This is a genomic window from Bacillus sp. L75, from assembly GCF_003676355.1.
In the GTDB taxonomy this organism is placed as follows: domain Bacteria; phylum Bacillota; class Bacilli; order Bacillales; family Bacillaceae; genus Bacillus; species Bacillus velezensis.
Genome location: NZ_ML064904.1, coordinates 249,486 through 274,793 on the forward strand (window position 1 = coordinate 249,486; position 25,308 = coordinate 274,793).

Genomic DNA, 25,308 nt, shown 5'->3' on the forward strand with positions numbered 1-25,308 from the left:
TTATTAAACGAAACGGCGGGCGATGTCCGCTATCGTTTGAATGCCTTTTTCCAAGTCCGGTAAGGATGCGTATGAATAGGAAAGACGCAGGCTTTGCCGGTCTTCGGGAAGATAGAGAGCTCCCGGATTGATCAGCACGCCGGCCTCCAAGGCACGGGTGAAAAGCGTCTGAACGGCGATTGCTTGATGAAAAGTGACCCAAATATAAAAGCCCCCCTCCGGCACACGCCACTCCGCAATATCTCCCGCGTATCTCTTAAGAAAACGCAATGCCGCATCTCTTCTGATTTTGAGTTCCTTTCTGAGACGCAAAAGGCGCGCTTCATAGCGGCCGCTTGACAGCCATTGACATGCCGCCCATTGAGATAAAGCACTGGAGCCGTAATCCGTCTGCATTTTAATATCGGCGAGCCTGTCTGCAACCGGCTCAGGGGCGACGACCCATCCGATGCGCAGACCCGGGCTTACGGTTTTTGACAGCGTGCCGATATACAGTACATTCCCCTCACCGTCCATGGATTTTAACGGAGGCGGCGGTTCTTTATCGATCCATAGATCACCGTATGCGTCATCTTCAATGACAGGCAGGCGGTGATTTCTTGTGAGGACGATGAGTTCCTTCCTCCGCTTGAGTGACATCACCGTTCCCGTCGGATTATGGAATGACGGAATGGTGTACAGCAGCCCTGCTTCGTATTGCCGCCGGTAAGCGGGAAGATGATCCGTTTTGATTCCGCTCCCATCCATCGGCACTCCCTTAAGCCTGACGCCCGCTGATTGAAACACACGCAGGGAATGGAGATACGACGGGTTTTCAGTCAGCATGACGGAGTTTGGTTTTAGCAGCCCGATTGAAATGAGCTGAAGCGCCTGCAGCGCGCCTGAGACGATTACGATGGATGCCGGGGACGCGTGAATCCCCTTTGTTTTCAAATGTTCCGCGACGCTTTGCCGAAGCTGCAGGCTGCCCTTCGGTTCTTCATAGCCGAGCGCAAAAATGTTAGTTCCCGCTTCACGGAACAGTTCGGCCATCTCCTGCTCAGGCAGCAGCTCTTGACTCAGTTCACCCGTCCCCAGCCTGATCAGATCCGGACGCGGCTCGTTTTGATTAATGGCCTGAATCAAGGATGAATTCGGCTGATGACTCCCCGATGTAACGTATGTGCTCCAATCAAGGGGCTTAGCCGCTGCCATGATGCTCCACGTATTGTTGACGACCTTTGTGCCTCCCCCTCTTTTTCCTTCCAGAAGACCTTGGGCGATTAACTCATCAACTGCTGCCGTCACTGTGCTTCGGTTGACCTGAAGCTCCTCGGCGAGCTTTCTTTGTGAGGGAATTTTCGTGCCAATGGTCCATTCGCCATGAAGTATTTTTTCTTTTATATGCTGTTCGATCTGGAGATAAAGCGGTATGTGCGACTCCCGATCCGGACGCCAGCTGTTCATACGTCATCCCTCCTTCTTTATTTATTATACATTTGGCTGGTTCAAGTACCAGCCAAATGGCCGGAGACATCAGCACACAGTGCGGCTACAATGAGATTTAGTTGACGATTGGAGGGTTTTACGATATGAATGCCATTCTTCACGGAGTGATGCTCGCTTTTGGCCTTATTTTGCCATTGGGCGCGCAAAACGTGTTTATTTTTCAGCAGGGAGCCTGGCAAAAACATGTGTGGCAGGCATTTCCCGCAGTGATTGCCGCCGCGGTATGCGATACGATTCTCATCAGCGCGGCCGTCGCAGGCGTGTCAATGATTATTGCAGAGATTCCCGTTTTTCAGACCGTCATGCTTATAGGCGGCTTTTTGTTTCTCAGTTTTTTAGGCTGGCAGACTTGGAGAAGCAAACCGCAGGCCGAACAGGCGAAAAAAACGGTTTTCTCGGCAAAAAAACAGGCGGTCACGGCCGCCATGGTATCCCTTTTGAACCCGCATGCGATTTTGGATACCGTCAGTGTCATCGGCACAAGCTCCGCCGCCTATCCGGGAATTGATAAATGGCTGTTTGCCGGTGCTTGTATCGCGGTTTCCTGGGTATGGTTCGCCGGACTGGCGTTCGCGGGACGGCTCGTTCAAACGGCGGATACAGGAGGCCGGCTCCTCGGCATCCTGAATAAATGCTCGGCATTGGTGATGTGGGGTGCTGCTTTTTATTTTGCGGCGCTTTTGTTTCGATAAAAGGAATTCGGCCAGGCCATGTTGAATGTACCGGAAGAAGAGGGGGAATTGGAATGTCAGACATTTTAAAGCTGTATCACTACCACAGATGGGCAAATGAGCAAGTTATTCAGCATCTGAAGACGCTGCCCGCGGTCAGCTTACAGCAGAAACTGAAAAGTGTTTTTCCGACTGTGAACGCCGTGCTTGTGCATATATACCGGGCTGATTACATTTGGCTTCACGTGCTTTACGGAGAAACTTTCGAACAAATCGTCTCGCAGTTTGATCAATTTGAAAAGCTTGACGGAGATTTTGAGGCGGTTGAACATAGAATGACTGAACTGGACAAAGAATTCAGCGAATTTTTAAAAGAAATGGAGAACCCGGAAGGTCCGATCTCTATTTCTCATCCGCGCCTGGGGACGCTTCAGACGACATATGCCGATGTGATCCGGCATGTTGTGAATCACGGCACATACCATCGCGGCAATATCACCGCGATGCTTCACCAAATGGGCTATAAAGGCGTGCCGACTGACTACATTTTTTTCTCATACGAATCATAAAAAAGCAAAGGCCTCCCGGGCCTTTGCTTTTTCACTTCGAATCTATCATAATCCGGCATAGCCGGAGGCGCCCGGGGTGAGCTTTACTGGCCTTCCGGTTTTAAAAGATTCCGTCGCGGCGATCCCGATTTCTAAGTTAATCGTGGCATCGATGTCTGTCACAATCGGCGTTTCCCCTTTTTTCACACATTCGGCAAAGTGCTCAAGCTCCAGACGGTAAGCGTCTTTAAAACGTGCTTGAAAATCCGGAATAATGTCGCAGCTGCTGCCTGACTCCGTTAAAACGGTGACATGGCTTTTCCGCAGCGTAACGACCAAGATGCTTCCCGCCGTCCCGATCACTTCGGCGCGGATAAACCGCCTCCTACTTTTTGTTCTCTGGTTTTGGGTCAGTCCGTTTTCCGGCTTACGAATTTGCGGTATTCAAGCGGCGAAATGCCTTCAATCTGTTTAAACAGTTTGGAAAAATAGGTCGGGTCCTCCATACCGATGGCGTCCGCGATTGCCCCCATTTTGTCATTGGTTGCGGACAAAAGACGTTTCGCCTCCGTCATTCTGACTTTGTTCGTATACTGGCCGGGCGTGACGCCGAGCACCTGCTGCATACAGCGGGTCACGTAGTCTTGGTTGTAATGAAGAGCCGAAGAGAGCGCTTTGATGGTTGTTTTCTCCTGATAGTGCTCCTGCAGGTACCGGGCGGCCTCCCATGCGACTCTTTCCTTTGCGGACGGGATTTGGAACGCTTCTTTCTGAAGATGGAGCAGCAGCTCTTCAAACAGAATCTGCTTTCTGAGCGGCAGATCGGAGTTCTCGGCGCTGTCATCGGTCAGCACACTGAATTGCCCGGCCATAAACTGCGGGCGTCTCACCTTCCCTTTTTGCGGCAGGGACAGGCGGTAGCGGGACGGTTCTTCAAAGCTCCCTTTTTTTCGCCTCAGCTCCGACCAATTGTTCCCGGTTGTTTCCGTCACCTCATAAGCCGCTCCCTCAAAATGAAGCCACGAATAGGATGTCGTTTCTTCACTGCCTTTTGTCCCGTAATGTTCAAGGCCGGGAGAAAGCAGAATATATTCTCCGGCTTCAACGGAAAAGGCGTTTTCGTCTTCTGTAATGTAGAGGACGCCTTCTTTCACATACAGCAGATCAAACACCGGGAAGACCCGTCTCACATGGGTTTCGCCTTTTTTGAATACTCCTTCTCCCGCAGCGATAAAGACCGGGAACGGAGGAACTGTGAACTCGAGAAAGGACATATTTTCGGCCCTCCTTTTTAAGTCGGATTTTTGCAAGAAGTTTCGTTTCTCTCCCTTTTTATTATAAGAAAATGGAGGTACACTTTTAAACGTTGATTTTGTCAGGAAAGGGGTTAAAAGAAATGAAACAAGCGATTTTAAAACGGGCTGCGTTCAAACAATCCTCTGATCACAAACTCTCATTATACGCGCTGACTTGGCCGATATTTATTGAGGTTTCATTATATATGTTTATGGGAAACGCCGACACTCTTATGCTTAGCCAATACTCTGACAACAGTGTGGCGGCCGTGGGTGTCAGCAATCAGATTTTAAATTTAATTATCGTGATGTTCAGCTTTATCGCAACGGGCACGACAATTGTGATTTCACAGTTTTTAGGATCTAAACAGAAAAAAGAGGCGCAGGAAGTGGCTTATGTATCAATAGGAGCGAACTTTGTCATCAGTCTCGCCATCAGCGCCGCCATATTTTTTGCGGCCGTTCCGCTGCTTCATGTGATGGGTCTTTCCAATGAATTGATGCCGGATGCCAAAGTCTTTTTGCAGGTGGTCGGCGGGCTGTCCTTCATTCAGGCTTTGATTATGACGTTCAGCGCCATTTTAAAAAGCCACGGTCATACGAAGGATACGATGTTCGTTACGATCGGGATGAATATTTTAAATATTGCCGGAAACTTTCTTGTCATTTTCGGGCCGCTCGGCCTTCCGGTGTTAGGCGTCGCCGGTGTTGCGATGTCAACGTCCTTCGCGCGGATCATCGGGCTGATCGCGATGATTGTGATCGTCAAAAAACGCATCGGACTCGGTCTGACATGGCAAAAGATTTTTCACGTCCATAAAGAGCACTTGCGGAAACTCCTGAAAATCGGGATTCCGTCTGCCGGCGAACAGCTGTCTTACAACATTTCACAAATGGTTGTCACTTATTTTATCGCCATTATGGGCGCTCAGGCGCTTACAACAAAGGTTTATACACAAAACATCACCATGTTTATCCTGCTGTTCGGAACGGCGATCAGCCAGGGCACACAGATTTTGATCGGCAGATATATCGGCGCCAAACGGTTTGACGACGCTTATGACCGCTGCATGAAAAGTCTGTACTGGGCGCTTGGCATTGCCGCTTTGACATCCGTGATCATGACCTTGTTTTCAAAGCAGCTGATCGGAATTTTCACAAGCAGCCCTGACATAATTGCGACGGCGAGCATGCTGATCGCCATGACGATCATTCTTGAGCCCGGCCGTTCATTTAATGTCATTATCATCAACTCGCTGCGGGCTGCCGGAGATGCAAAATTTCCCGTCTACATGGCGATGATTTCCATGTGGGGTATCGGTCTGCCGCTCGCTTATCTGTTCGGCATCCATTTCGGATTAGGGCTTATGGGCATCTGGATTTCATTTATCGCGGATGAATGGGTCAGAGGCATTCTTATGTACAGAAGATGGCGGTCGCGGATTTGGATTCAAAAAGGGATTGCATAAACGCCCGAAGCTTCGTTATGAAGCCGGGCGTTTTTTTATGCTTGTGAAAGCCGTTGTCTCATGTCACCGAGCTCTGACCGGTAATGTGCCAGCAAACCGGTAACGGCGGGCCTTGAGTATAACGGAAACAGCTCCAGCTCTTCAGACGCCTCCTCGAAATACGCCTCGGCCTCGAATGCGATGTACTCCCATACATTCATAAAAGCTTTGTTGACGGTATGGCTCTCCAGCTCTTCTTCCGTATAGCCGAATTGCTTCATCACCTGGCGCGGGAGACGCTTTTTCGCCCGCTCGTCCGTATGGACCTCCAGAAGCACCCGGGTCAGCTGAATGGCTGCTCCTAATGAAACGGCTGCATGGCGGAGTTTCTCTTGGTTCCGGCGCGCACAAACCGGCAGCAGCAGCAGGCCGAGGGCTCCGCCTGTTTGGCCCGCATACATCAGCAGGTCATCAAACTCTTGATAAGTTACTTTTTCTCTGTCAGAGATTTGGCCGGCGATAAACTCACGTAACGGCTCTTCTTCAAGCGCAAATTGCTGCCGCACATCGGTGAGCGCCTCCCACAAAAAGCCGTCGGCGCGTGACCCGTTCAGAACGTCTTGTGCCGCCTGTTCAAATCCTCCAAGTTCCTGCACATCAAGCCGGTCAGCTTCGTGAAACAAAGCAAGCACCGCCCATGCGGCCCGCCTGTTTTTTGGCGGCAGGGATGAGAAAGTCCGTTTATATAAAGGAAAGTGCGCCTCGGCAAGCTGGGCGCATGTTTCGTATTCGGTCATGGTATCACTCCTCTGTTTTTTAGTGTACCATATGTTTCACAATAAAAAGACCGATATCCTTCAGCGGAAACCGGTCGCGGCACTGTTATTCTTCTATATCGATACGGTACGCCTCAAACCATGTATGGATCTGGGCAAGATGGGCGATCAGCTGCGGGCCTTTCATCAGCTGGCCGAACCACGGAACCTGAAAAGATGAACCTTCTGTCTCCAGCAGCATTTCCAGCTTCTTTCTGTCAAGCAGGGTGTGAAGCACGGAATCTTTCTGTTGTAAAATCGTTTTCAGCCATTCTGTGACCCCCTGCGTGTATTTCGGGTGATGCGTTTTCGGATAAGGACTTTTTTTGCGGTACAAAATATCTTCAGGAAGCAGTCCTTCAAGCGCTTTCCGCAAGATACCTTTTTCCCGGCTGCCATGCATTTTCATTTCCCAAGGAATATTCCAAACGTATTCCACAAGTCTGTGGTCGGCGAACGGCACCCGTACTTCAAGACTTGCGCCCATGCTCATGCGATCTTTGCGGTCGAGCAGATTTGTCATAAACCAAAGCATATTTAAGTAGAACAGCTGCCGTCTCGCTTTATCTGTTCCCGTCTCACCATCTAACAGCGGCGTTTCCGCAATGGTTTCTTCATATCTCGCATTCACGTATTCTCTAAGATTCAGCCGTTTTTGCCACTTTTCATCCAAGAGCGTGACCCTCTCCTCAGTCGACCTCATCCAAGGAAATCCCTCTTCTTCTGCCGCTGTGTGAAACCACGGATATCCGCCGAAAATTTCGTCCGCACATTCTCCGGAAAGGCTCACGACAAAATCTTTTTTAATTTCCCGGCAGAACCATAATAGCGATGAATCAACATCAGCCATGCCCGGCAGGTCTCTGACGAGAACGGATTCCTCCAGATGTTCAATCAGCTGATCCTGCGTAATCACGCACTTATGATGCTGTGTGCCGAATGCATTTGTCATTTTATCGATCCACGGGCCGTCATCATTCGGCTGAAAGGCGCTCGCTTTAAAAAATTTGCTGTTCTCCTCATAATCAATTGAATAAGTATGAAGGGGATCTCTGCCTTGTTTCTCAAAATGAGCCGCGGCTATCGCGGTTATCGCGCTCGAATCAAGCCCCCCTGATAAAAACGTGCAAACCGGCACGTCAGATACGAGCTGGCGTGTCACTGCATCCTGAAATAAGTACCGAATGTGAGCTGCGGTTTCATCGAAGCTGTCTGTATGCTTTTCGCTCTTTACATTCCAATAACGCCATATGGACAAACCGTCCTTTGAGAAAGTGAACGCATGGGCGGGACGCACCTCGTGAATTCCTTTAAACACCCCGCAGCCCGGAGTTCTGGACGGCCCGAGTCCGAATACTTCCGCAAGTCCGCCGCTGTCTGTGCGGGCTTTCACATCAGGATGAGCAAGGATGGCTTTCAATTCCGACCCAAACAGAAAGGAAGAGCCGTGTTCTTTATAAAAAAACGGTTTGACGCCGAGCCGGTCTCTTGCCCCGAACAGCCGCTTGCGCTTTTCATCCCAGATGGCAAAAGCGAAAATACCGTTCAAGCGGTCCACGCACTCCTCCCGCCACTCAATATAGCTGTGCAGCAGCACTTCTGTATCAGAGGTCCTCTCAAAACGGTGGCCCCTCGCCTGAAGCTCCTTCCGCAATTCCTCCGTGTTATACAGCTCGCCATTATAAATGATGGTGTACGTTTCCTCTTGATGCGTGCAGGCCATCGGCTGGCGGCCGCCTTCAATGTCAACGACCGAAAGTCTTTTATGTCCGAATAAAACATGGGGCTCTCCCCAGACGTTTGAATCATCAGGCCCTCGTTTTGAAAGAGTGTCTATCATATTGTTCATAATATGTTTCTCTTGGACGAGCTGCTTTTGAAAATCGACCCAACCCGCAATTCCACACATGTGATATCAGCTCCAATCCCGTTTCTGTCGGTATCAAATTCGTTTCTATCAGCACTTTACCCAGTTTATGCAAAGAAACGCAGATAGTTGATTTGTCCCACTAAGAGTTGTATGAGACAAGCCCGATTTGGAAAGAACGGAAGAGAAGAAACAAACAAAGGAGACCGGCACGGTTATGAAACGAAAACAGCTTTTCTCAGAAAAAAACAAATGGGGTCGCGGCACCCTGATGATAGAGGACGGCATCTGCCTCGTCGAAAACGATGAAGGCGATATCCTGCTGGCAGACAGTCTAGGAAACGCAGACGTATTGATGAAACGCGGCGGCAGATGGCAGCCGGCACGGATTTGCGGCGGTGCGGCCGAAATCGGCGCAGACACCATCCCCCTGCTCGGCGGGGAAGAAATCCGTTATGAAAAGGCGGTCAAACGGCCGCTGTTAACCTTGCTCGATTCGCTGGACGATGAAACGTTCCTGCTGTTTCTCAGCCATCTGCACGGGTTCGGCCTGTCTGTATATGATTGCGTATTTTCCTACAATCAGGCGCTGTTTTCCGGTGAAGGCGTTTCGTTTTATCACTTCTCGGCGGATGACGCACAATGCGCCCTGCAGCATCACCGCGGCAGCTCGGGTAAACACGACAGATTTGAATGGACGGCATCTGACGGGCGGCGCTCCATTATGTATTCAGCGGCAAGACAAGACGGCACCGCGTAACAAACAGGCGGCACCTTTTAAATAGGTGCCGCCTGATGTATTTAGCTTTGTTTTTCACGCTGATTGACGCCCGGCGTTTGCTTTTACCCTTCACAGCCGTAGCTTTTGCGGCAACAAGAGTGATTGACGCTTTTGGCATCCTGCAAATCTCCTTCGCCTCATCAACATCCCCCTGCCACGGCATTTCTCATTCAGCGGCACAGTTGCGCAGAATGTATGCGCAACTAAAAAAACCCGGATGCATCCGGGTTTTTCAAGCGATTGATTAAAATACGTGAAAGCCGATCGGCAAGTGAAGGCCGAGCAGCACCGTCAGGACGAGCACGATAATAAAACCGATCCACAGTCCGCCGGTTGATTTGCCTTTTTTCTTACGGATGACGAGCATTTCCATCAGTCCGATGGTAATGATGCCGAGCAGCATTTTTCCGGCGTATTCTCCGTTCCAATTCGCAAAACGGACAAAAAGCTCAGCTCCGGTCAGAATAATAATAATGTAGAATAAGCGCAGAATCATATGCGTAATTTTTGCGCCCTTCGCTTTTCCGGAACCGTACAGCCCGTAGCTGACAAACACCAGGATAAGCGCAACGACCCATGAAGTAATATGCCAATGTGTCATTATGTTCAATTCCCCCTATCAGATCAATCTGCCTCACTTATGGTACCACAACAAGCCGCTCGGAGCATTATCAATCGTGCGATGGACACACAATTATCCGATTTGGTTCGACAGCGTGCCGATCGGTTCAATTGTAATGTCAATGCGGTCCCCCGGCTTTAAAAATTTCGGCGGCTTAAACCCTTTTCCGACACCGGACGGCGTCCCCGTCGCTATAATGTCACCGGCTTCAAGCGTCATCCCTTTTGACAGCGTCTCGATTAATTCAGCTATCGGAAAAATCATGTCCCCCGTTGATCCTGATTGGCGCAATTCTCCGTTCACCCGCGTTTCAACTTTCAGGCTTTGCGGATCACTGACGGCCGACTTATGTACAATGACCGGGCCCATCGGGCATGTCGTATCGAGGCTTTTGCCGATAAAAAACTGTTTATGTTTCTTCTGCAGATCGCGCGCTGTTATATCATTTACAATTGTATAGCCGAATATATGATCAAGCGCATGTTCTTTGGAGATGTGCGATCCGCTTTTAGATATGATTACCGCAAGCTCCCCTTCATAATCAAGCTGCTCCGTTACGTCCAAGTGGCTGTTCACTGTTTCTCCGTGACCTGTAACGGCAGCGGGGGCTTTCGTAAAAACCATGGGATGCTCCGGTATATCAGCCTCACTCCCCATTTCAACGGCATGATCACGATAATTTTTCCCGATGCAGATCACGTTCTTTGAAGGTCTCGGAATAGGCGCGCAAAGCTTTACGTCAGACAGCGCATACATAAATGAACCCGACTCGTCATTCGGTTTTTTCGCCCATTCCGCAAGCTGTCCGGCATGCGCGACAAACTTATCTCCTTTTTGAATGCACTCGATCAGCGAACCCGGAATCGTCTCAAGTTCAAACAATTTTTTTTCAGCCTTTTGCAGATCTAAGATTTTGTCATCATCAATGATCAGACCGACAAATTTTCGGCTGTTCAGTTCCCCTGTCGCAAATTTCATGTTAATCCCCCATCATTTTTAAATCTGGCATTCCTTTATGTATTCTTCCTCCGGGCGGGAAATTCCTCTTTTAAACAGGCTGAAAATAAGTGTAAAAGAGTATCAAAAATTGTCACTTTTTTAGTCATATTGACGAAATAAAACCTTCTTGGCCAAAATGGGTTATACTATTATCATCCTATGTTTTCCAAAATAATCGAGAATTGGAGATCACACGATGAACAAAATTGAAGAAAAAAGATTAACTTTATTCGAGACAGCGCAAAAATTCGGAATCAATGCGACGGAGACCATCAGGTGCAGCCAGGAGCTGGACAGCCTTTTAAACGGGTGCCGGGGCGGGCTCATCCAACAAACGAAAGACAGCGGGCTGAACCCGGCCGCACAGATTGAGCACGGCCGCACCGCAGGAAAAAAAGAGGCTTTCTCATAAACGTGATATGTATATAAATCTGTATCATTTATGTATAGACCCGGCATGCGTAAAGCGCCGGTGTTTTTACGTCTAAAGTTTTTTCCGCTCACAAAAATGTGCATTTGTCATAAGCTATTTTAGGCAGGCAGCCCAGATAAGCTCCTGGAGTGCAGTCATGAAAATCTTCACGAAAAGGATGTGCTCGTATGCCCGCAATTGTCGGAGCGTTTAAAATTAATGCCGTCGGTACGAGCGGAGTCGTTCATATAGGCGACTGCATCACCATTTCTCCAAAAGCAGAGGTTAAGACATTTGCCGGAGCGGGCAGCTTCAATACCGGAGACAATCTCACACTGACGAATTACAGGAATTCAACGAATGTGTACGATAATGATGTAATCGATCAGCCGATGGCAGGAAACGCATAAAGGAGGCGCCGTATGAATTTTTACGTCAATCAGTCGATCCATATCAATTACATGCGTGTAGAATCTGTCAGCAATTCCTCCATACTGCAAATCGGAAGCGCCGGTTCAATTAAATCTCTTTCCAATCTGTACAACACAGGGAGTTATGTTGAGCCGGCGCCGCCTGTCACCGCGGGGCAGCAGACTGTAACAACAGGGGGAGGTCCCGGCACCTCATCATTTGTACCGCTCCAGCCGCCAAGCCGGTAGTTTTAATGAAGGAAACGAGACGCGAGGTGAATGTCATGTATGATCAATCCGTTTCATCCTACCTGCAGAATTTAAATTCTTTCGTCCAGCAGCAGGCGCAGCAGATTCAGGAGCTCGAACGGCAGCTGAAAGAATTCCAAAATGAAATTTCAACGCTGAAGCAGCAGCCTTCTACAAGAATCGATCGGCTCGAGTATAAATTTGATCAGCTGAAAATTGAACGGCTGGAAGGAACGCTGAATATCGGATTGAATCCGACTGATCCGAATGCCGTGCAAAACTTCGAAGTCGGCCAGACATCTCCGCAGGTCGGAATGATGCAGCAGGAACAGGCGGGCCAGCAAATGCAGCAAATCCGCCAAAACGTCGATATGTACCTGAATGAAGAAATCCCCGCGCTTTTAGAACAGCTCGAAACTCAGTATGAGAGCAGGCTGGACGAAACGAACAAATATCATATTATTGAAGATATCAGAAAGCAGATGGACAGCCGGATTCAGTATTATCTGTCCCATGTCCCGAAAGAAGAAAATACGGCGCCCGCGCAATATGCCGAGCAGATTGCCGAACATGTGAAGCGTGATATTGTCAGGGCCGTCGAGCACTTTATTAAGCACATACCTGGTGAAATGAAAGGTGATGATCCGTCATGATTTTTACAGTGATTAACCGGAATATTGAAGTCGGCGACATCCGGTCTACCGGTGTGTCCAGTTCTTCCTTATTATTAATCGGCGACACCGATTCCGTCTATCTGTCTTCCATCTTTGACACGCCTCCGGAATCTCTTATTATCGGGCCTTATGTGCCGCTGGCGCCGGAATAATGTTAAAGCGCATTTCACGCCTCCGGAACGCCAAAATCAATTCAGTCGGGATTGCGAGTGTTTTTCAAGCAGGCGATACGAATGAAATCAATATGCGGATCAAAGTATTGGCCGATCAGCGTAGTCTTGCTGTATACAGAGATGATGAAGGCTCATTTAACAAAAAAGAATACCAGATTTTTCGGCAGCCGGCCGTCATGCCGTTACCGGAAACGGGAGTCCAAAGCGCATTCTGCCATGAAAACCCTTCAATTCGGGTAAGGAATGTGAAAGTTCAAGGGGTATCGTCAGCGTCCGTGGTTCAAATCGGATCGACGTCGATCGTTCTGGGAGATTCGCGGCTGAAACATATTAGGCAGATCTTCACGCCAAGCTCACAATCACAGCAGCCCTGACATATAATGACGATGAGACTTCTATAAAGGGTGTCGTTTATGCCAGCAATTACCGGACCTATAGCTATCAATTCCATATCGGGCGGAGTCGTAAACTTTGGTGATTCCTTTTACCTTTCTCCAAAAAGCTCTTCTAAATCTGCGCTCGGTTCGGGAGCAGGCAATACCGGAGATTTCCTGTTATTAAACAACGTTGTCAATGCGACAAACTATATAGACCCCGATGTCAGCGATCAAAATGTGGTCGGAAACGCCTAAAAAGCAGCCGCTCTTTCAGAAGAGGGCTGCTTTTGTTTCAGCGTTATTTTCGTTCATTTGCTTTTTTTGTTTTTACAAGCTTTTCCGGCGGCTGTTTTCTGATCCATTTCACAAACCGCGCGAGTTTCGGGTCACGACGCAGCTCTTCTATTCCCGTGAGCCTTGCCGCAAGCTCCTGATTCGTATAGAGCGCGTGAACCTGTTTATGACAAGGGATGCAGAGCATTGCGGTCGGAAGGAATGTCCCGCCTTCTTCCTTAGGCGTTAAGTGGTGCTCCGTCAGCCGCACATGATGGCGGCCGCATAATTCACATGTGCCCTCGGCAGAATCGGCCATGATTCCTTCTCCTTTCTACATGATCTCCAAGGTGACCCGGGTGCCTTTCCCGCCCGGTTCGGACGGATGAACGATTAATTTTTTCGGCAGACGCGCTCTCAGCTCCTGCACATGGCTGATCACTCCGACGGATAAGTTGTCCGATTGCAGCTTTTCGAGCGCTGTGACAACGGTGTCTAAGAGCCCTTGGTCAAGAGTCCCAAATCCTTCATCTAAGAAAAAGAATTGCAGCGGGTATTGCCCCCGCAGCTGAATCTGGGCGGACAAGGCAAGCGCAAGCGACAGCGATGTCAGAAACGTCTCTCCGCCGGAAAGGCTTGATACGGGCCGTTTGACGCCTCCGTTCGCGTCATCACGCATGACGAAACCGCCTTCTGAATCGACTAATATGGCATACCGCTGCCTTGTCAAAGCTCCGAGACGGGCAGAGGCGTCTCGAGCCACGCTTTCCAGCTGTTCTTCCGCTAAAAATTCGACGAATGTATTGCCTTTACATACAGACTGGAGCTTATCAAGCCTGTCAATCTGTGTCTGCCAGCTTTTCAGTTCGGCTTCAATCTCTTTAAAGCGCTTATGCTGTTTTTGCATAACCGCGAAGGCTTTTGCCTGTGCTCCTTTTTCCTCCATGGCGGCGCCTGACTCAGCCTCTGCCTGCTTCAGCAGAGAAACGGATGCTGTCCATTCTTCCTCCGATATCCGGCGCTCGGCTAATTTATCAGTAACACGGCTGATATTTGCCGATAGCTGTTTTGAGGTGTCCAAGAACTCATCTATTTCTTTTTTCATTTCCTCTGCACGCCCTTGCGGAAGCAGACTTTTTTTGACTTGGTCCGGGTCGGCAAACCCGGTGTCTTTTGACCTCACGCGCCAGTCGTTTTGCGCTTTCTCAAGGGAGGTCTCAGCATCCCTGAGTGACATGAGACTCCCGGATTCCCGGCCTTTTGCGTCATTCAGTGATTGCTGCGCCTGCTTCAGCGCGTCGAATAGGGACTGTTCTTTGGATTTTAACAGCTGTAATTCCTGCCGCACCGCTTCAAGCTTTGCGGAAATTGATGTTTCTTCGGCTGCTGTTCCGAGCTCTTGTTCATATCCGTCAATCACCTGCTGCAGGCGCTCAGACGCATAGTGAAGCTCGAGCCGTTCCCGTTCAAGCCGATGCTTCATCTCCTGCAGGTGTTCTTTCTCCTCTTCATGTTCCTTGAGGAATGCGATGCTTGTTTCAATGCGCTTCTCACATTCTTCTGCCTGCCTGTCCTTCTCATCTATCGAAGCCTGCCAGGCGTCAATCCGGTTTGGCGGAATATCACCGCAGACTTCATTGTACTGATTCAATCGGCTTTCTGACAGCGATTCAAGCTCTTCTAATGAATGTCTGAGACGGCCGGCTTCTTTTTCCTCGTAGCGGATTCGTTCGGCAAGCTGCTCAGCTTGTTTCACCGTCTGCTGATGCGCGCTGATCAGTCTTGTGACCTTCTCTTTTACCGACAGCATATCCTGTTTCATTTGTTTCCACTCCAAGCGGACGGCGCTGAACGCTTCATCAAGCGGGCGTCCGCTGATGGAGGAAGCGGCTTCCAGCTCCGGAACCCGGGCGCTTTGCAGAAACGGACATTCTTCGGTAAAACGCCCCGACTGTTCTTCTAATGCAACCTTGGCTGTCAGCACCTCCTGAGAAAGAGCCGCCGCCTCAGAAAGCAGCGCTTCAACCTGCTGCAGCTGTTCCTGTACAGCCGTATCAGGCGAGAATGTTTCATGAGCGGAACGCGGGCGGTCATGCTGCGTCGAGCCGCATACAGGACAAGGCTTTCCTTCGATTAGTTTTTCCGATAATTCTTTTGTTAATGCAGCCGTTCTCGCTTCCTCTGAGCGCCTGCGGAGATCGGCTTGCGTTTTGTCAGCCCGTTCGGCTGCGGCTTTCAGTGAACGTTCCGTTTCACAGACCATATGGTAAACGGTTTGAAGCGTTTGATAAGCGTGCGTAATGTCTTCCTCTTCCGTTTTCGCTTTCGCTGTGAGCGACTCGCTTTCTCCGTTCAGCTTCTCCACGTTTTTCAGCTGCGTTGTCAGATTGGCCCGCTCTTTCGTGATTTGTTCCTGTGTCTGCTGAAAGCCTGCCGCCAGCTGTGCTGCGGTCTGGCATTTTTTCCGTTCATCGGCGGTCACTTGAACTGCTTTCAGCTCTTCTTTCAGCTCATTCTGCCTGTTTTGGCCGCGGGTCAGGCGGTCTTTCACTCCGGCCAGCTGTTTCGAGGCGGCTTCGTATTCTTCCTCTTTTTTGCTGTGTTCCGCATTTGTTTTTTCCGCTTCTTTTTTCGCTTCAAGCAGTTTTTGTTCAATGGCTGAAAGTCTTTGATACAGCTCTTCTTCCTTGACAAGCTTCGGCTCCTGTTCGGCCTTATGGGCCCGCCATGCTTCATAGGCTTCATTTTGCCGGGTAAATGAAACGGTTTCCGCCTCTGATTTCCGTTTGGCCAGTTCGTGTTCCTGTTCGGCGCGCTGCTTCCGGCGGACGGCTTCTGTGTAACGGTCTGCGTACGGCTCAAGGGCGAGAGCTGTTTCCGCCTCTTTAAGACGCTCAGTCAAATCCGTGATGTACGGGCGTCTTTCCTCAAGCTTTTTCTCCCGGCGCTCATATTCATCTCTTTCTGTCTGCAGGTTCCAAATTTCCTGGTGATTCTCAAAGCGCTCTTTTGCCCGGACCCGTTTCTTCTCAGCTTCTTCAAGCCGTTCGTTCGCTTCGTGAAACTGCTGTTCAGCCTGCTTCAGCGCATCTTCTCCTGCGTCTCCGAGGCCGGATTGTTCGGCCAGCATTTCATTTTTTTTCGCTGCCGCTTCCTGCGCCCGCCGCCGCAATTTTTTGACAAGCCTGTCCCCGTACTGTTCCAGATTAAACAGGCGCTGGAGCATATGTCTTCTTTCCGCGCCTTTAAGTGACAGAAACTCGGCAAACTTTCCTTGCGGCAGCACGACGGCTCTTGTAAAGTCGTCAATGGTCAGGCCAAGAAGCTCTTCCACCTTTTTGTTCACTTCATTCGCTTTATCGGCCAGCACCGTTTGTTCGTCTTTGATTTCAATCAGGCGGCAGAGGGCGGTTTTTACTTTCGTTTCATCCGTTCTCTTAAAAACGCGCTCGACCTTGTAGGAAACCCGGTGACCGGATTGAAGCGCGAATGTAAATGAGACGGCGAGCTGCTCTTCGGCATGATTCAGGATGCCGTGCGTATTATTTGCGGCGCGCTCCACTTTTCCGTATAAAGCGAGTGTCATGGCATCAAGGATCGACGATTTTCCGCTTCCGGTCGGCCCGAAAATCCCGAACACCCCGGCTCCTGACAGTCCGGCAAAATCAATGGTCTGTTCCTCCCTGAAGCTGTGGAGCCCTTTTATCGTTAACAGAATCGGCTTCATGTCGCATCCTCCTCATCATCTGCTGACGCAAGCTCTAAAAACAGCTTGACCATCTCCTCATCCGGCACGCCGCCGCCCGTTTGTTTTTCATAAAACTTCTTAAATCGATCCTCAATTGATGTGTGTTTCACTTCAATCCGGTCATTGCCGGTCTCTTTTTCTTCAAAAACCGGCCTGATATGGATAAAGCCGGGATGCGCCTTTCTCAGCCGATGAATTTCCTCGAGAGAAAGCTGATCCGTCAAATGGATATCAAGATCGATCCAGGCATTCCGGTCACGCCCTTCATCGAGCCAGCCGTGAACCTCGCTCAGCCCCTGCGCTTTCCATTTGACGAGCGGTTTACCGGAAGACAGGAAAATCTCTTCCCACTTCGCTTCTCCGCCGGGCTTCGCTTCTACCACCGTCACCGATTTGGCATAACCGGCTTCTGAAAAGCTGTATGCGAGCGGAGAGCCTGAATAACGGGCAGCCGTCTTGGCGCGCTTGATCGTTTGCGGACGGTGGAGATGGCCGAGAGCCACGTAAGCCGCATCAGCCGGCAGGCTGTCAGCGGCGACCGTGTAAGCTCCCCCGACTTCAATCGGACGCTCTGAATCGGTCTGATTTCCCCCCGCGACATAAATGTGGCTCGCCGCGATTTTCACGGCATCGTCCCGGCACAGTCCGCACATGTGAGTAAACGCCTCTCTGATTTTGACATCGTAATGATCGCGAAGAAGCTTTTCCTCAAACGTATCAGAAAGCACTTCGTTTAATCTCGCCTCTGACGGATATGCCAGCGCGGCTACGGCTAACAGCTCGTCCGCCGACGGCACCTCAATATGCACGGGTTCTGTCCGCGGATAGCCGATTAAATGAATGCCGCGCTCATTTGTTAACGGAGAAGCCGCCGCCAGCCTGTCGGGATTGTCATGGTTTCCGGCAATGACGACAACCGGGCGCTTTCCGCCGTCAGAAAGCGCGGAAAGACTTTCGTAATACAATTGTTCAGCGAGCGCAGGCGGGTTGACCGTATCAAATACATCCCCCGCCATAATGACCGCATCAATATTTTCTTCCTTGACAATGGTATTCAGCTCTTCCAATACCTCGGCCTGCTCGCTCAGCCGGCTTCTGCCTTCCAGCGTTTTGCCGAGGTGCCAGTCAGCTGTATGTAAAATGCGCATACCGCATTCACCTCACTTTTTGATAGAAAAAAAGATCCGCTCCAAAAAGGAGCTTCGGATCTTGTTACAGTGTAAGAACGTGACCTCCATCGAAGAAATAGAGCGCACGCCCTTTCACTTTCGTTTTTGTAATTTGTTCAACCGCTTTTGTATACAATTCGATTTGTGTTTCATACCTTTTTTGCAGAATCGGAGCCGCGCCTTCAAATCCGTTCCGGAATTTCCCCTCTATCCGATCAGTTTTATAGTCCAGCAAATAGAGACCGTCCGCAGTTTCATAGAGGCAGTCAATAATCCCCTGCACGAGCAGCGGTTCACCGGCCGTTTCGGCATCCTTGTACACCTCGCCGGCCGGAAGCGCCATACTGAACGGCACTTCCCGGTCAATCCGCAGCGCCCCGAGAAGGTCTTTCCCGATTTCAGTTCCGAAAAACTGGACAATTTCTTCTATATCAATAGCTTCCTGCTGTTCTTCTGTCAGCAGCTCTTTTTCGTAAAGCATCCGGACCGTCCGCTCCGCTTCTTCGGCAGTCGGAACGTGCGTCAGCGGTATGTGCTGCATCACCGTATGCATCGCCGTCCCTTTTTCGGCGGCTGTCAGCCCTTTTTTCATCATAAAACCGGGACGCCTGTATAAAAGCGTGTCTCCTGACGGTTTGATGAGAGAGCGGCCGCTGTATTCATCCTCGTATTCTTGCTTTCTCTTCAGCTCAGAAACTGACTGCTTCGTTCTGATAGCCGTCAGCTCTCGGTACGGATATTCCCATTCAAGCAGACGGCGCGCCTGATCATCAAATGAAAACGAATCAGGAATCGGCTCGCCCTGCTGAATCGCTTTGAGACGTTTGCTCTTTTCTTCAGCACGTTCTTTTGGATTCTCTTCCAGCAATTCACTTTGCTGCAGCATCCGGATATGAAAACGCGACGGGTCGCGCGCGATATCCTCAGATGAGGAAAGTCCCGGCGTCCTGTGCGCCTCCATGTCACGGTGGCGGATGAGCGCCGGCCCGATAAAGTCCAAATAAGATGACGCCTGATAGCGGTCGAATTCAGAAAGAAGCCAATCGGCCCGGTCTGCTTGCGCCTGCCATTTGGCCAGCTGTTTTTCCCGGTTTTTGCAGGAACCGACGAGAAACAGCTTTTCCTTCGCTCTGGTCAGCGCCACATACAATACGCGCAATTCTTCGGATAAGAGCTCTCTGCGCATCTTTTTCTTCATCGCCACAAGCGGAAGAGTCGGATAGCTGATTCTGAGTTCCGGATGGATATACTTCGTGCCGAAACCGAGCTCTTTATCAAGCAGGTATGATTTGTTGAGATCCATCATATTAAAACTTCTGCCGAGTCCGGCGGTGAAAACGACGGGGAATTCAAGTCCTTTGCTGCTGTGGATCGTCATCAGCCGAACGACATCCTCCTGCTCGCTGAGCGCCCGGGCCGTCCCCAGATCATCGCCGCGCTCCTGCATCCGTTCAATGAACCGCAAAAAGCGGAATAACCCGCGGAACGCCGTCGCTTCGTACGAGCGCGCCCGGTCATACAAGACGCGCAGATTGGCCTGGCGCTGCTTTCCGCCGGGCATGCCGCCTGCATAGTCAAAATATCCGGTATCGCGGTATACTTCCCAAATCAGCTCAGACACCGAATGATTCGTCGAAAATGACCGCCACTTTTGCAGACTGTCATAAAAGGTTCTCAGTTTTTGATACAGTTCATCATGTCTGTCAGCGTTCGCTATATATGCTTTCAGCGCTTCATAAAACGGCGCTTTTTTCTTTTCAAGGCGTATCAGCGCAAGTTCATTTTCGTCACATCCGACGATGGGCGAGCGCAGCACGGAAGCAAGCGGAATATCCTGATACGGATTATCAATCACCTTCAAGACTGAAAGCGCCGCAGCCACCTCCACGGCTTCAAAGTAACCCGACGTCAAATTGGCGTACACCGGAATGCCCTGGTTTTTCAGCTCTTCCATTAATTGCGGCGCCCACGGCATGGAGCGCAGCAAAATTACGATATCCCGGTACTGGATATTCCGGTGTGTTTTTGTTTTGCCGTCATATACCTTAAACGGAGATGAGACAAGCTTTCGGATCTCCCCGGCTATCGCTTTCGCTTCCCAGTGCACGGTTTCAAAGTCTTCGGCATCCTCGGAGCTGTCTGCGCCATCAGCGCTGTCAATGAGCAGCAGTTCCGTTTTTGCCGCGTCATTCGGCGGATACGATGCGCCGAGCTTCAATGCCGCCTGTTCATCGTAGTCCACTTCGCCGATTTTTCCGCCCATCAGCTGCTTAAACAAGAAATTCGTACTGTCCAAAATATCGGAGCGGCTGCGGAAATTTTGGTTCAGGTCAATTTTCTGCCCCGCGCCTGCCCCGCTTTCTGTAAACCTTTTATATTTCCCGAGAAACAGCAGCGGCTCAGCAAGTCTGAAACGGTAGATCGATTGTTTGACGTCGCCTACCATAAACAGATTTCCCGCCTCTTCATTCCCGCTTTTAACAAGCTGCAGGATCGATTCCTGCACAAGATTGGTATCTTGATATTCATCAACCAGAACTTCATGAAACTGGTCTTGATAATAAACGGCCGCTTCGCTCGGCACCCGCCGGCCTTCTTCATCAACCGCAGTTAAAATCGCCAGGCAGTAATGTTCCAAATCTGAGAAATCAATAATTGATTTTTCTTGTTTCGCCGCTTCAAATCGTTTTCCGTACGATATCACGAGCTGAACGAGCGTTTCGATGACAGGCTTCATATCTGCTAAACTCTTTAAGTGATCTTGCGGACTTCTTGTAAAATAATCGGTCTTTACCTTTTCGATCAGTTTCTTCGCGCCGTTTCGCAAATCGGTCGCTTCGTCCAAAAGCGCTTTGTCAAATTCATCACCCTTTACCGCCTTCGCCCGCTTAAATGAGACTGCGGGAACCCGTTCATACAGCGCATCGAAGTCATGCCGGCAGCTGATCAGCTCTTCTATCTGCTGAAGGTCATCCAGAAAATTATCAGCGCGCGGGGCCGGCCCGCCGGGCGCTTTTGTCAGTTCAAGCGCCTTCTCAAGCTTTTGTTTTGCCCCGAAGAGCGCCATTTCAGCATCTTCTTTCACATACTGGTAAAACGGAAGCTCTTCCATTTTGCTTTCTTCCGTCACGTCATACAGGCGGACAAAGCTTTGCAGCCATACTTCCGGGTCAGGATGCGACCGGGAATACTCGTACACCCGTTTGACAAGGTCTTGAAGATCCAGATCATGCCTGTCTGTCGTATATCTGTCCGCAAGCTCAAAAAACGCCTGATTCCCTTTTGCGTATTCATCTTCAAACAGCTCATCAAGCACTTCGTCTCCGAGCAATTCGCCTTCCGTCTGGTCAGCCATCCGAAAACCGGGGTCAAGATCAATCATATAATAATATTTTTTAAGCACTTGCAGACAGAAAGAGTGAAGCGTCGAAATGCTCGCCCGATTTAAGAGAGAGAGCTGCCGTCTGATATGCAGAGATCCCGGATTTTTGGCGAGCTCTTTTTCTAATGCTTCCGCGATCCGATGCTTCATCTCCGCTGCTGAGGCGTTTGTAAAGGTCACCACAAGGAGCCTGTCAACATCAATCGGATCTTCTTCCGCGGTTATCTTTCTGATCATCCGTTCCACGAGCACGGCCGTTTTACCTGATCCGGCTGCGGCAGCGACCAGAATATCGCGGCCGGAAGAAACGATGGCGCTCCATTGGTCATCCGTCCATATGCTGTCTTTCGGTTTAGGAATTTGCATCATCATCCGCCTCCTTCTTCAGCCAATCCAGTATGGTGCCGTCTTTTTCCGCTTTCAGGCTGCGGTATTCATTTTCCTTAAGCGACTCATCAAACTGGCACACCGATTGAAACGCACAGTACGTACAAGGCGTCTTATCTTTCAGCTTATACGGGGTAATGGACACAAGCCCGTCCGTTATCGCTTCGCCCGCCTGTTCAAATGTCCGCCGCACATGGTCTGTCAGCAGATGAAAATCCCGTTCGCTGACCGCGGCTGAGTCGGATCTTAAAGAACCGTCCTTTTTCAAACCGGCATTGACGATATTTGAACGCCCTTCCTCCAAAGTCGTGTCCATCAGGCTGATCGCCTCCCGGTCACCGAGGAGAAGGCCTTTCATTTTAAATTTCTTAAAAATTTCCTGCTCGATTTCATCAAGCCCCATCGGCAGACTGGCCTGAATCATCGGATCATGAATATGGAAATACAAAACGCCTGCCGGGGTCGCTTTCATACCGAGCCAATCTTCGGAATGTGTAATCGATAAGTCAAGATATGTGAGCATTTGCAGAGCGAGCCCGTAATACACCTCAGCCAGATCAAGCCCCCTGTCGCTTGATTTATAATCAACGATTCTCAGCAGCAGGCCTTTTGAACTTTCCGCTTTATCCACGCGGTCGATCCGTCCGACGAGTTCCATCGTACAGCCGTTTTTCAGCGTGAAAGTGAGCGGAGGCAGCGGCCCGCTTCCGCCGAAACCGAGTTCAAGACCGACCGGGACGAAACCGCTCGCCCTCGCATGCTCGCTTAATATGCCTGAAACACGCGTGACGATCTTCTGCAGTTTTTCCTTCACATAAAAGTGTCTGTTTGAGCTGAGCAGAATCTCTTTTTGCAGCTTTGGCGCAAGCCGTTCCACCGCTTCATAGGAGAAATTCCGGCACTGATCTTTCGTCAGATCGCGCCATTCCAGCTTCTGCTCACGAAGCCGGTCTGAAATCAGCTTCAGGCTGGAGTGAAACAGCTGGCCGATATCCGGCGCGTCCAGCTTGAAAAACTGCCGCTCTTTTAATTGAAGCCCGTGAGATGCAAAATGAGAGAACTGGCAGGCATTAAACGCCTCCATCCGGGAGACGCTTCCTTTAATATGCTCGCCGTAAAGCTGGCGCGAAACAGGCCGTTCTAGACGCTTCGCCTCATTGCGGAAAAACAAGCTTGAAAACAGCTTTTTCGCACGCCGGTGATCAGGCTCTTTCATCAGCACATTGTATGCGCTCCACCATACGTCACTGATCTCGTACTCTCTTGTCCACAGCCTGAGCTGACTTGCCGTATATGTCTGAGCCACCTGTTTATTGACGAGATACTGAAGCTGCTCTTCTTCGCTTACCTGGTCGGGATCAGCCGCTGACAGCTTTTCCTGATGATCGGGAAACAGCTCGCCAAGCCTGTTTACAACGATTGACGGCAGGAGCGTTTTTCCTTCCGCATCGGCAATCGGGTATGACACATAAAGACGGTCAGACGGACTCGACAGCGCCATATAGATGAGAAAATGCTCATCAAGCAGCCGCTCACGCCCCGCGGAAGACAGCTCCACTCCGACTGCTTTCAGCCACTCCCTGTCATCATCAGACAGCACGCCGTTTTCATCCGGGCGCGCCGGAAGAACGCCGTCATTGGCACCGATGACGAATGTGCAGGACGTGCCGTACATTCTTGAGAGATCCATATTCCCTACAAATACTTGGTCAAGCGCGGGAGGAATTAAAGAAAAATGAAGCGATTCCGTTCCCGTTTCAAGCATTTGCTGGAACAGCGCCAAAGATATTTCATCTTCACCCATCATGCCGGTAAACTCCTCGAGAAGCTGGATAACGGCATCCCACGCCTGGCCGTGCTGCTGCGCTTCGATCATGTTTCCGGCCTCTTCGGCCCGCTGCCTTTTCCGGTCCAGCTTCAGGGGAACATCGGTATCTTCCAAAAAGAGATAAAGAGCCTCCGCCATGCTTTGAACCGTTTTCGCTTTTTTCATCCGGTTCTGAAGCCGGACAAGGGGTGCAGCTATCCACTCTCTCGTCTCATTCAGCATGTGTTCCATCTCTATTTCCTGATCCGTCTGCGCGAAATCCTCATCGAGCGATACGAAGCGCCTGTATACAAACCGCTCGCCGTTCGTCCAGCGCTCCCCTTTAATGCCGTAGGCGATACAGTAATTTTCAAGCTGATCAACCTGCTCTCTTATTTTCTGCTCCGGCTGATCAAGCGGGAATAACAGTTCGGTTTTCGCACAGCGGAACACCGCTTCATATCTCCAGTTCCCCTTCACGACATCCAGGCTTGAACGGATGAATTCAATAAGCGGGTGATGCTGCATAGAAGCTTTTCCGTCAATAAAATAAGGAAGCCCGTAATCGGCAAACACTTCCTTCAGCAAATCTTTATAATCTTCCGGCTGACGGATGAGAATCGCCATATCTTTGTACCGGTATCCTCCGTCCCGGACAAGTGATTGAATTTCCCGGGCAATACCTTCAAGCTCAGCTCTTCTGTTTTGCGCCTGCATGACGGTAAAAGCTTCCTGTCCGCCGGTATACGCCGCGGCGGGACGCACATCGTACTGCGACTCTATACAGGCAAGCTCCGGCGCATGCTGATGCCGCTTCGTGCCATGCAGTTCCTTGCAGGAAATATCGGCATTCAATTCCTTTGCCGTCTGATAAAGCTTATAGTATGTGCTTCCCGTCATTCTGAACAGATCGAGCTCATCAGGTGCCTGTTCCGCCGAAGGGCTGTCCGCCGTCAGCGAGAATGTGACATGTTCAGCATGCATGATCAGCTGCTCCAGCACCCTTAATTCCTGCGGCGTAAATTGATAGAATCCGTCGACGTAAACACGGGCGCCTTTTACAACGTCCGCCAAAGGAATCTGCTGAGCGAGCAGCGTCAAATAATCCTCTGAATGCAAATAGTGTCCGGCGAGGCTTCTTTCCATCTGCTGATATAAAATGCCTAAATCATGAAGTTTTTCAGACAGCATCCGCTCTCCGCGATATTCTGACGCCGTTCCGCTTTCCGCCATGCGTCGGACGTCTTCAGGCTCAATACAGTACCGCTTAAACTCTGTCAGCATCCGTTCCACCTGCTCAGTGAACCCGGTTTTGTCACTCGCTTTTTGATACACTTTAAACTCGTGCTTATATTCTTCAATCAGTTTCCTTAAAAGCATCTGCACACCCGTCGTCGTCACAAACGGGCGGTTCATGCCCCCGGTATGCTGAAGCACGCGCCACGCCAAACGCGAAAAACTGAACACTTGAGCGCGTATCATGCCGCCGATATCCGGCGTTTTAGCAAGCTCATATTCCATTAAAAACGTCATTTGATCCGGGACTAGAAAAATGATCGGTTTCCCGAACGGCTCCCGGCGCAGTTCATCTTGAATGCTGTCGATAATCAGCCTCGTTTTCCCACTCCCCGATCTGCCTACTAAAAACTCAACACCCAAATTAGAAGACCCCTCTCTTTTTATCTTTCTACATTTTATCGAAAGTTGACGAAA

At 50.2% G+C, this 25,308-nt stretch carries 23 protein-coding genes and 1 pseudogene; 12 read left to right on the forward strand and 12 right to left on the reverse strand.

What is annotated here, in order from left to right; all coding sequences use genetic code 11:
* Positions 1 to 3: 3 nt before the first annotated feature.
* Positions 4 to 1,446 carry a MocR-like pyridoxine biosynthesis transcription factor PdxR gene (gene pdxR / locus D5S11_RS09940; protein ID WP_020955614.1) on the reverse strand — a complete coding sequence of 481 codons (1,443 nt, stop codon included), beginning with the start codon at positions 1,444 to 1,446 and terminating at the stop codon, positions 4 to 6.
* 125 nt (positions 1,447 to 1,571) lie between these two features.
* Here pdxR and D5S11_RS09945 point away from each other — a divergent pair, with 125 nt between their 5' ends.
* Positions 1,572 to 2,180: a LysE/ArgO family amino acid transporter gene (locus D5S11_RS09945; protein WP_020955613.1), complete on the forward strand. Its 609-nt coding sequence runs from the start codon at positions 1,572 to 1,574 to the stop codon at positions 2,178 to 2,180.
* Between the two features lie 53 nt (positions 2,181 to 2,233).
* Positions 2,234 to 2,728: a DinB family protein gene (locus tag D5S11_RS09950; protein ID WP_007409154.1), complete on the forward strand. Its 495-nt coding sequence runs from the start codon at positions 2,234 to 2,236 to the stop codon at positions 2,726 to 2,728.
* Positions 2,729 to 2,773: 45 nt separating this feature from the next.
* On the opposite strand, the pseudogene iolX reads toward D5S11_RS09950, so the two are convergent.
* Both iolX and D5S11_RS09960 read right to left on the reverse strand, forming a co-directional pair.
* Positions 2,774 to 3,082, reverse strand: a pseudogene (gene iolX, locus D5S11_RS09955) (scyllo-inositol 2-dehydrogenase); the annotation flags it as partial.
* 35 nt (positions 3,083 to 3,117) lie between these two features.
* Complete coding sequence (locus D5S11_RS09960; protein ID WP_007409155.1) at positions 3,118 to 3,981, reverse strand: AraC family transcriptional regulator; 864 nt, start codon at positions 3,979 to 3,981, stop codon at positions 3,118 to 3,120.
* A gap of 122 nt (positions 3,982 to 4,103) precedes the next feature.
* Here D5S11_RS09960 and D5S11_RS09965 point away from each other — a divergent pair, with 122 nt between their 5' ends.
* On the forward strand, positions 4,104 to 5,471 hold the full coding sequence (locus tag D5S11_RS09965) for an MATE family efflux transporter (protein ID WP_108725299.1): 1,368 nt from the start codon (positions 4,104 to 4,106) through the stop codon (positions 5,469 to 5,471).
* 35 nt (positions 5,472 to 5,506) lie between these two features.
* Here the strand turns inward: D5S11_RS09965 and D5S11_RS09970 are convergent, their stop codons facing one another.
* Both D5S11_RS09970 and asnB read right to left on the reverse strand, forming a co-directional pair.
* The gene (locus D5S11_RS09970) at positions 5,507 to 6,247 is read right to left on the reverse strand and encodes a squalene/phytoene synthase family protein (protein ID WP_108725057.1); all 741 of its coding nucleotides are present in this window, start codon (positions 6,245 to 6,247) and stop codon (positions 5,507 to 5,509) included.
* A gap of 85 nt (positions 6,248 to 6,332) precedes the next feature.
* Positions 6,333 to 8,174, reverse strand: coding sequence for an asparagine synthase (glutamine-hydrolyzing) (gene asnB, locus D5S11_RS09975; RefSeq protein ID WP_007409158.1), 1,842 nt, complete (start codon positions 8,172 to 8,174; stop codon positions 6,333 to 6,335).
* A 175-nt stretch (positions 8,175 to 8,349) separates the two neighbouring features.
* On the opposite strand from asnB, the gene D5S11_RS09980 reads away from it, so the two are divergent.
* The gene (locus D5S11_RS09980; RefSeq protein ID WP_038456447.1) at positions 8,350 to 8,892 is read left to right on the forward strand and encodes a DUF2777 family protein; all 543 of its coding nucleotides are present in this window, start codon (positions 8,350 to 8,352) and stop codon (positions 8,890 to 8,892) included.
* A 35-nt stretch (positions 8,893 to 8,927) separates the two neighbouring features.
* Entirely contained in the window at positions 8,928 to 9,161 is a 234-nt protein-coding gene (locus D5S11_RS09985; protein WP_108725058.1) for a hypothetical protein, read from the forward strand.
* Here the strand turns inward: D5S11_RS09985 and D5S11_RS09990 are convergent.
* Positions 9,158 to 9,514, reverse strand: a complete 357-nt coding sequence (locus D5S11_RS09990) for a YisL family protein (protein ID WP_007409161.1) — start codon at positions 9,512 to 9,514, stop codon at positions 9,158 to 9,160. The two genes, D5S11_RS09985 and D5S11_RS09990, sit on opposite strands and share 4 nt — an antisense overlap.
* Before the next feature lie 93 nt (positions 9,515 to 9,607).
* Positions 9,608 to 10,513 carry a fumarylacetoacetate hydrolase family protein gene (locus D5S11_RS09995; protein ID WP_014417375.1) on the reverse strand — a complete coding sequence of 302 codons (906 nt, stop codon included), beginning with the start codon at positions 10,511 to 10,513 and terminating at the stop codon, positions 9,608 to 9,610.
* 217 nt (positions 10,514 to 10,730) lie between these two features.
* Between D5S11_RS09995 and D5S11_RS10000 the strand changes: the two genes are divergently transcribed.
* The 7 genes from D5S11_RS10000 to D5S11_RS10030 all read left to right on the forward strand — a co-directional run bounded on the left by D5S11_RS10000 (position 10,731) and on the right by D5S11_RS10030 (position 13,084).
* Positions 10,731 to 10,946, forward strand: a complete 216-nt coding sequence (locus D5S11_RS10000) for an aspartyl-phosphate phosphatase Spo0E family protein (protein WP_007409163.1) — start codon at positions 10,731 to 10,733, stop codon at positions 10,944 to 10,946.
* A gap of 188 nt (positions 10,947 to 11,134) precedes the next feature.
* Entirely contained in the window at positions 11,135 to 11,356 is a 222-nt protein-coding gene (locus D5S11_RS10005; protein WP_003155135.1) for a spore germination protein, read from the forward strand.
* Positions 11,357 to 11,368: 12 nt separating this feature from the next.
* Positions 11,369 to 11,605 carry a spore germination protein GerPB gene (locus D5S11_RS10010; RefSeq protein ID WP_007409164.1) on the forward strand — a complete coding sequence of 79 codons (237 nt, stop codon included), beginning with the start codon at positions 11,369 to 11,371 and terminating at the stop codon, positions 11,603 to 11,605.
* Between the two features lie 35 nt (positions 11,606 to 11,640).
* On the forward strand, positions 11,641 to 12,258 hold the full coding sequence (gerPC, locus tag D5S11_RS10015; RefSeq protein WP_003155139.1) for a spore germination protein GerPC: 618 nt from the start codon (positions 11,641 to 11,643) through the stop codon (positions 12,256 to 12,258).
* Positions 12,255 to 12,431 carry a hypothetical protein gene (locus tag D5S11_RS10020; protein ID WP_003155141.1) on the forward strand — a complete coding sequence of 59 codons (177 nt, stop codon included), beginning with the start codon at positions 12,255 to 12,257 and terminating at the stop codon, positions 12,429 to 12,431. The genes gerPC and D5S11_RS10020 overlap by 4 nt, the downstream gene beginning before the upstream one ends.
* A complete protein-coding gene (locus D5S11_RS10025) occupies positions 12,431 to 12,826 on the forward strand; it encodes a spore germination protein GerPE (protein WP_007409166.1) in 396 nt (131 codons plus the stop codon). The genes D5S11_RS10020 and D5S11_RS10025 overlap by 1 nt, the downstream gene beginning before the upstream one ends.
* 39 nt (positions 12,827 to 12,865) lie before the next feature.
* Positions 12,866 to 13,084: a spore germination protein gene (locus tag D5S11_RS10030; RefSeq protein WP_003155143.1), complete on the forward strand. Its 219-nt coding sequence runs from the start codon at positions 12,866 to 12,868 to the stop codon at positions 13,082 to 13,084.
* 43 nt (positions 13,085 to 13,127) lie between these two features.
* On the opposite strand, the gene D5S11_RS10035 is transcribed toward D5S11_RS10030, so the two are convergent.
* The 5 genes from D5S11_RS10035 to addB all read right to left on the reverse strand — a co-directional run bounded on the left by D5S11_RS10035 (position 13,128) and on the right by addB (position 25,254).
* Positions 13,128 to 13,421, reverse strand: a complete 294-nt coding sequence (locus tag D5S11_RS10035; RefSeq protein WP_007409167.1) for a hypothetical protein — start codon at positions 13,419 to 13,421, stop codon at positions 13,128 to 13,130.
* Positions 13,422 to 13,436: 15 nt separating this feature from the next.
* Positions 13,437 to 16,829 carry an exonuclease subunit SbcC gene (sbcC, locus tag D5S11_RS10040; RefSeq protein ID WP_108725059.1) on the reverse strand — a complete coding sequence of 1,131 codons (3,393 nt, stop codon included), beginning with the start codon at positions 16,827 to 16,829 and terminating at the stop codon, positions 13,437 to 13,439.
* Positions 16,826 to 17,998, reverse strand: coding sequence for an exonuclease subunit SbcD (gene sbcD / locus D5S11_RS10045; RefSeq protein ID WP_015239541.1), 1,173 nt, complete (start codon positions 17,996 to 17,998; stop codon positions 16,826 to 16,828). Before sbcD ends, sbcC begins: the two co-directional genes overlap by 4 nt.
* A 64-nt stretch (positions 17,999 to 18,062) precedes the next feature.
* Complete coding sequence (addA, locus tag D5S11_RS10050; RefSeq protein ID WP_047936399.1) at positions 18,063 to 21,767, reverse strand: helicase-exonuclease AddAB subunit AddA; 3,705 nt, start codon at positions 21,765 to 21,767, stop codon at positions 18,063 to 18,065.
* On the reverse strand, positions 21,754 to 25,254 hold the full coding sequence (gene addB, locus D5S11_RS10055) for a helicase-exonuclease AddAB subunit AddB (protein WP_108725060.1): 3,501 nt from the start codon (positions 25,252 to 25,254) through the stop codon (positions 21,754 to 21,756). The genes addA and addB overlap by 14 nt, the downstream gene beginning before the upstream one ends.
* Positions 25,255 to 25,308 lie beyond the last annotated feature (54 nt).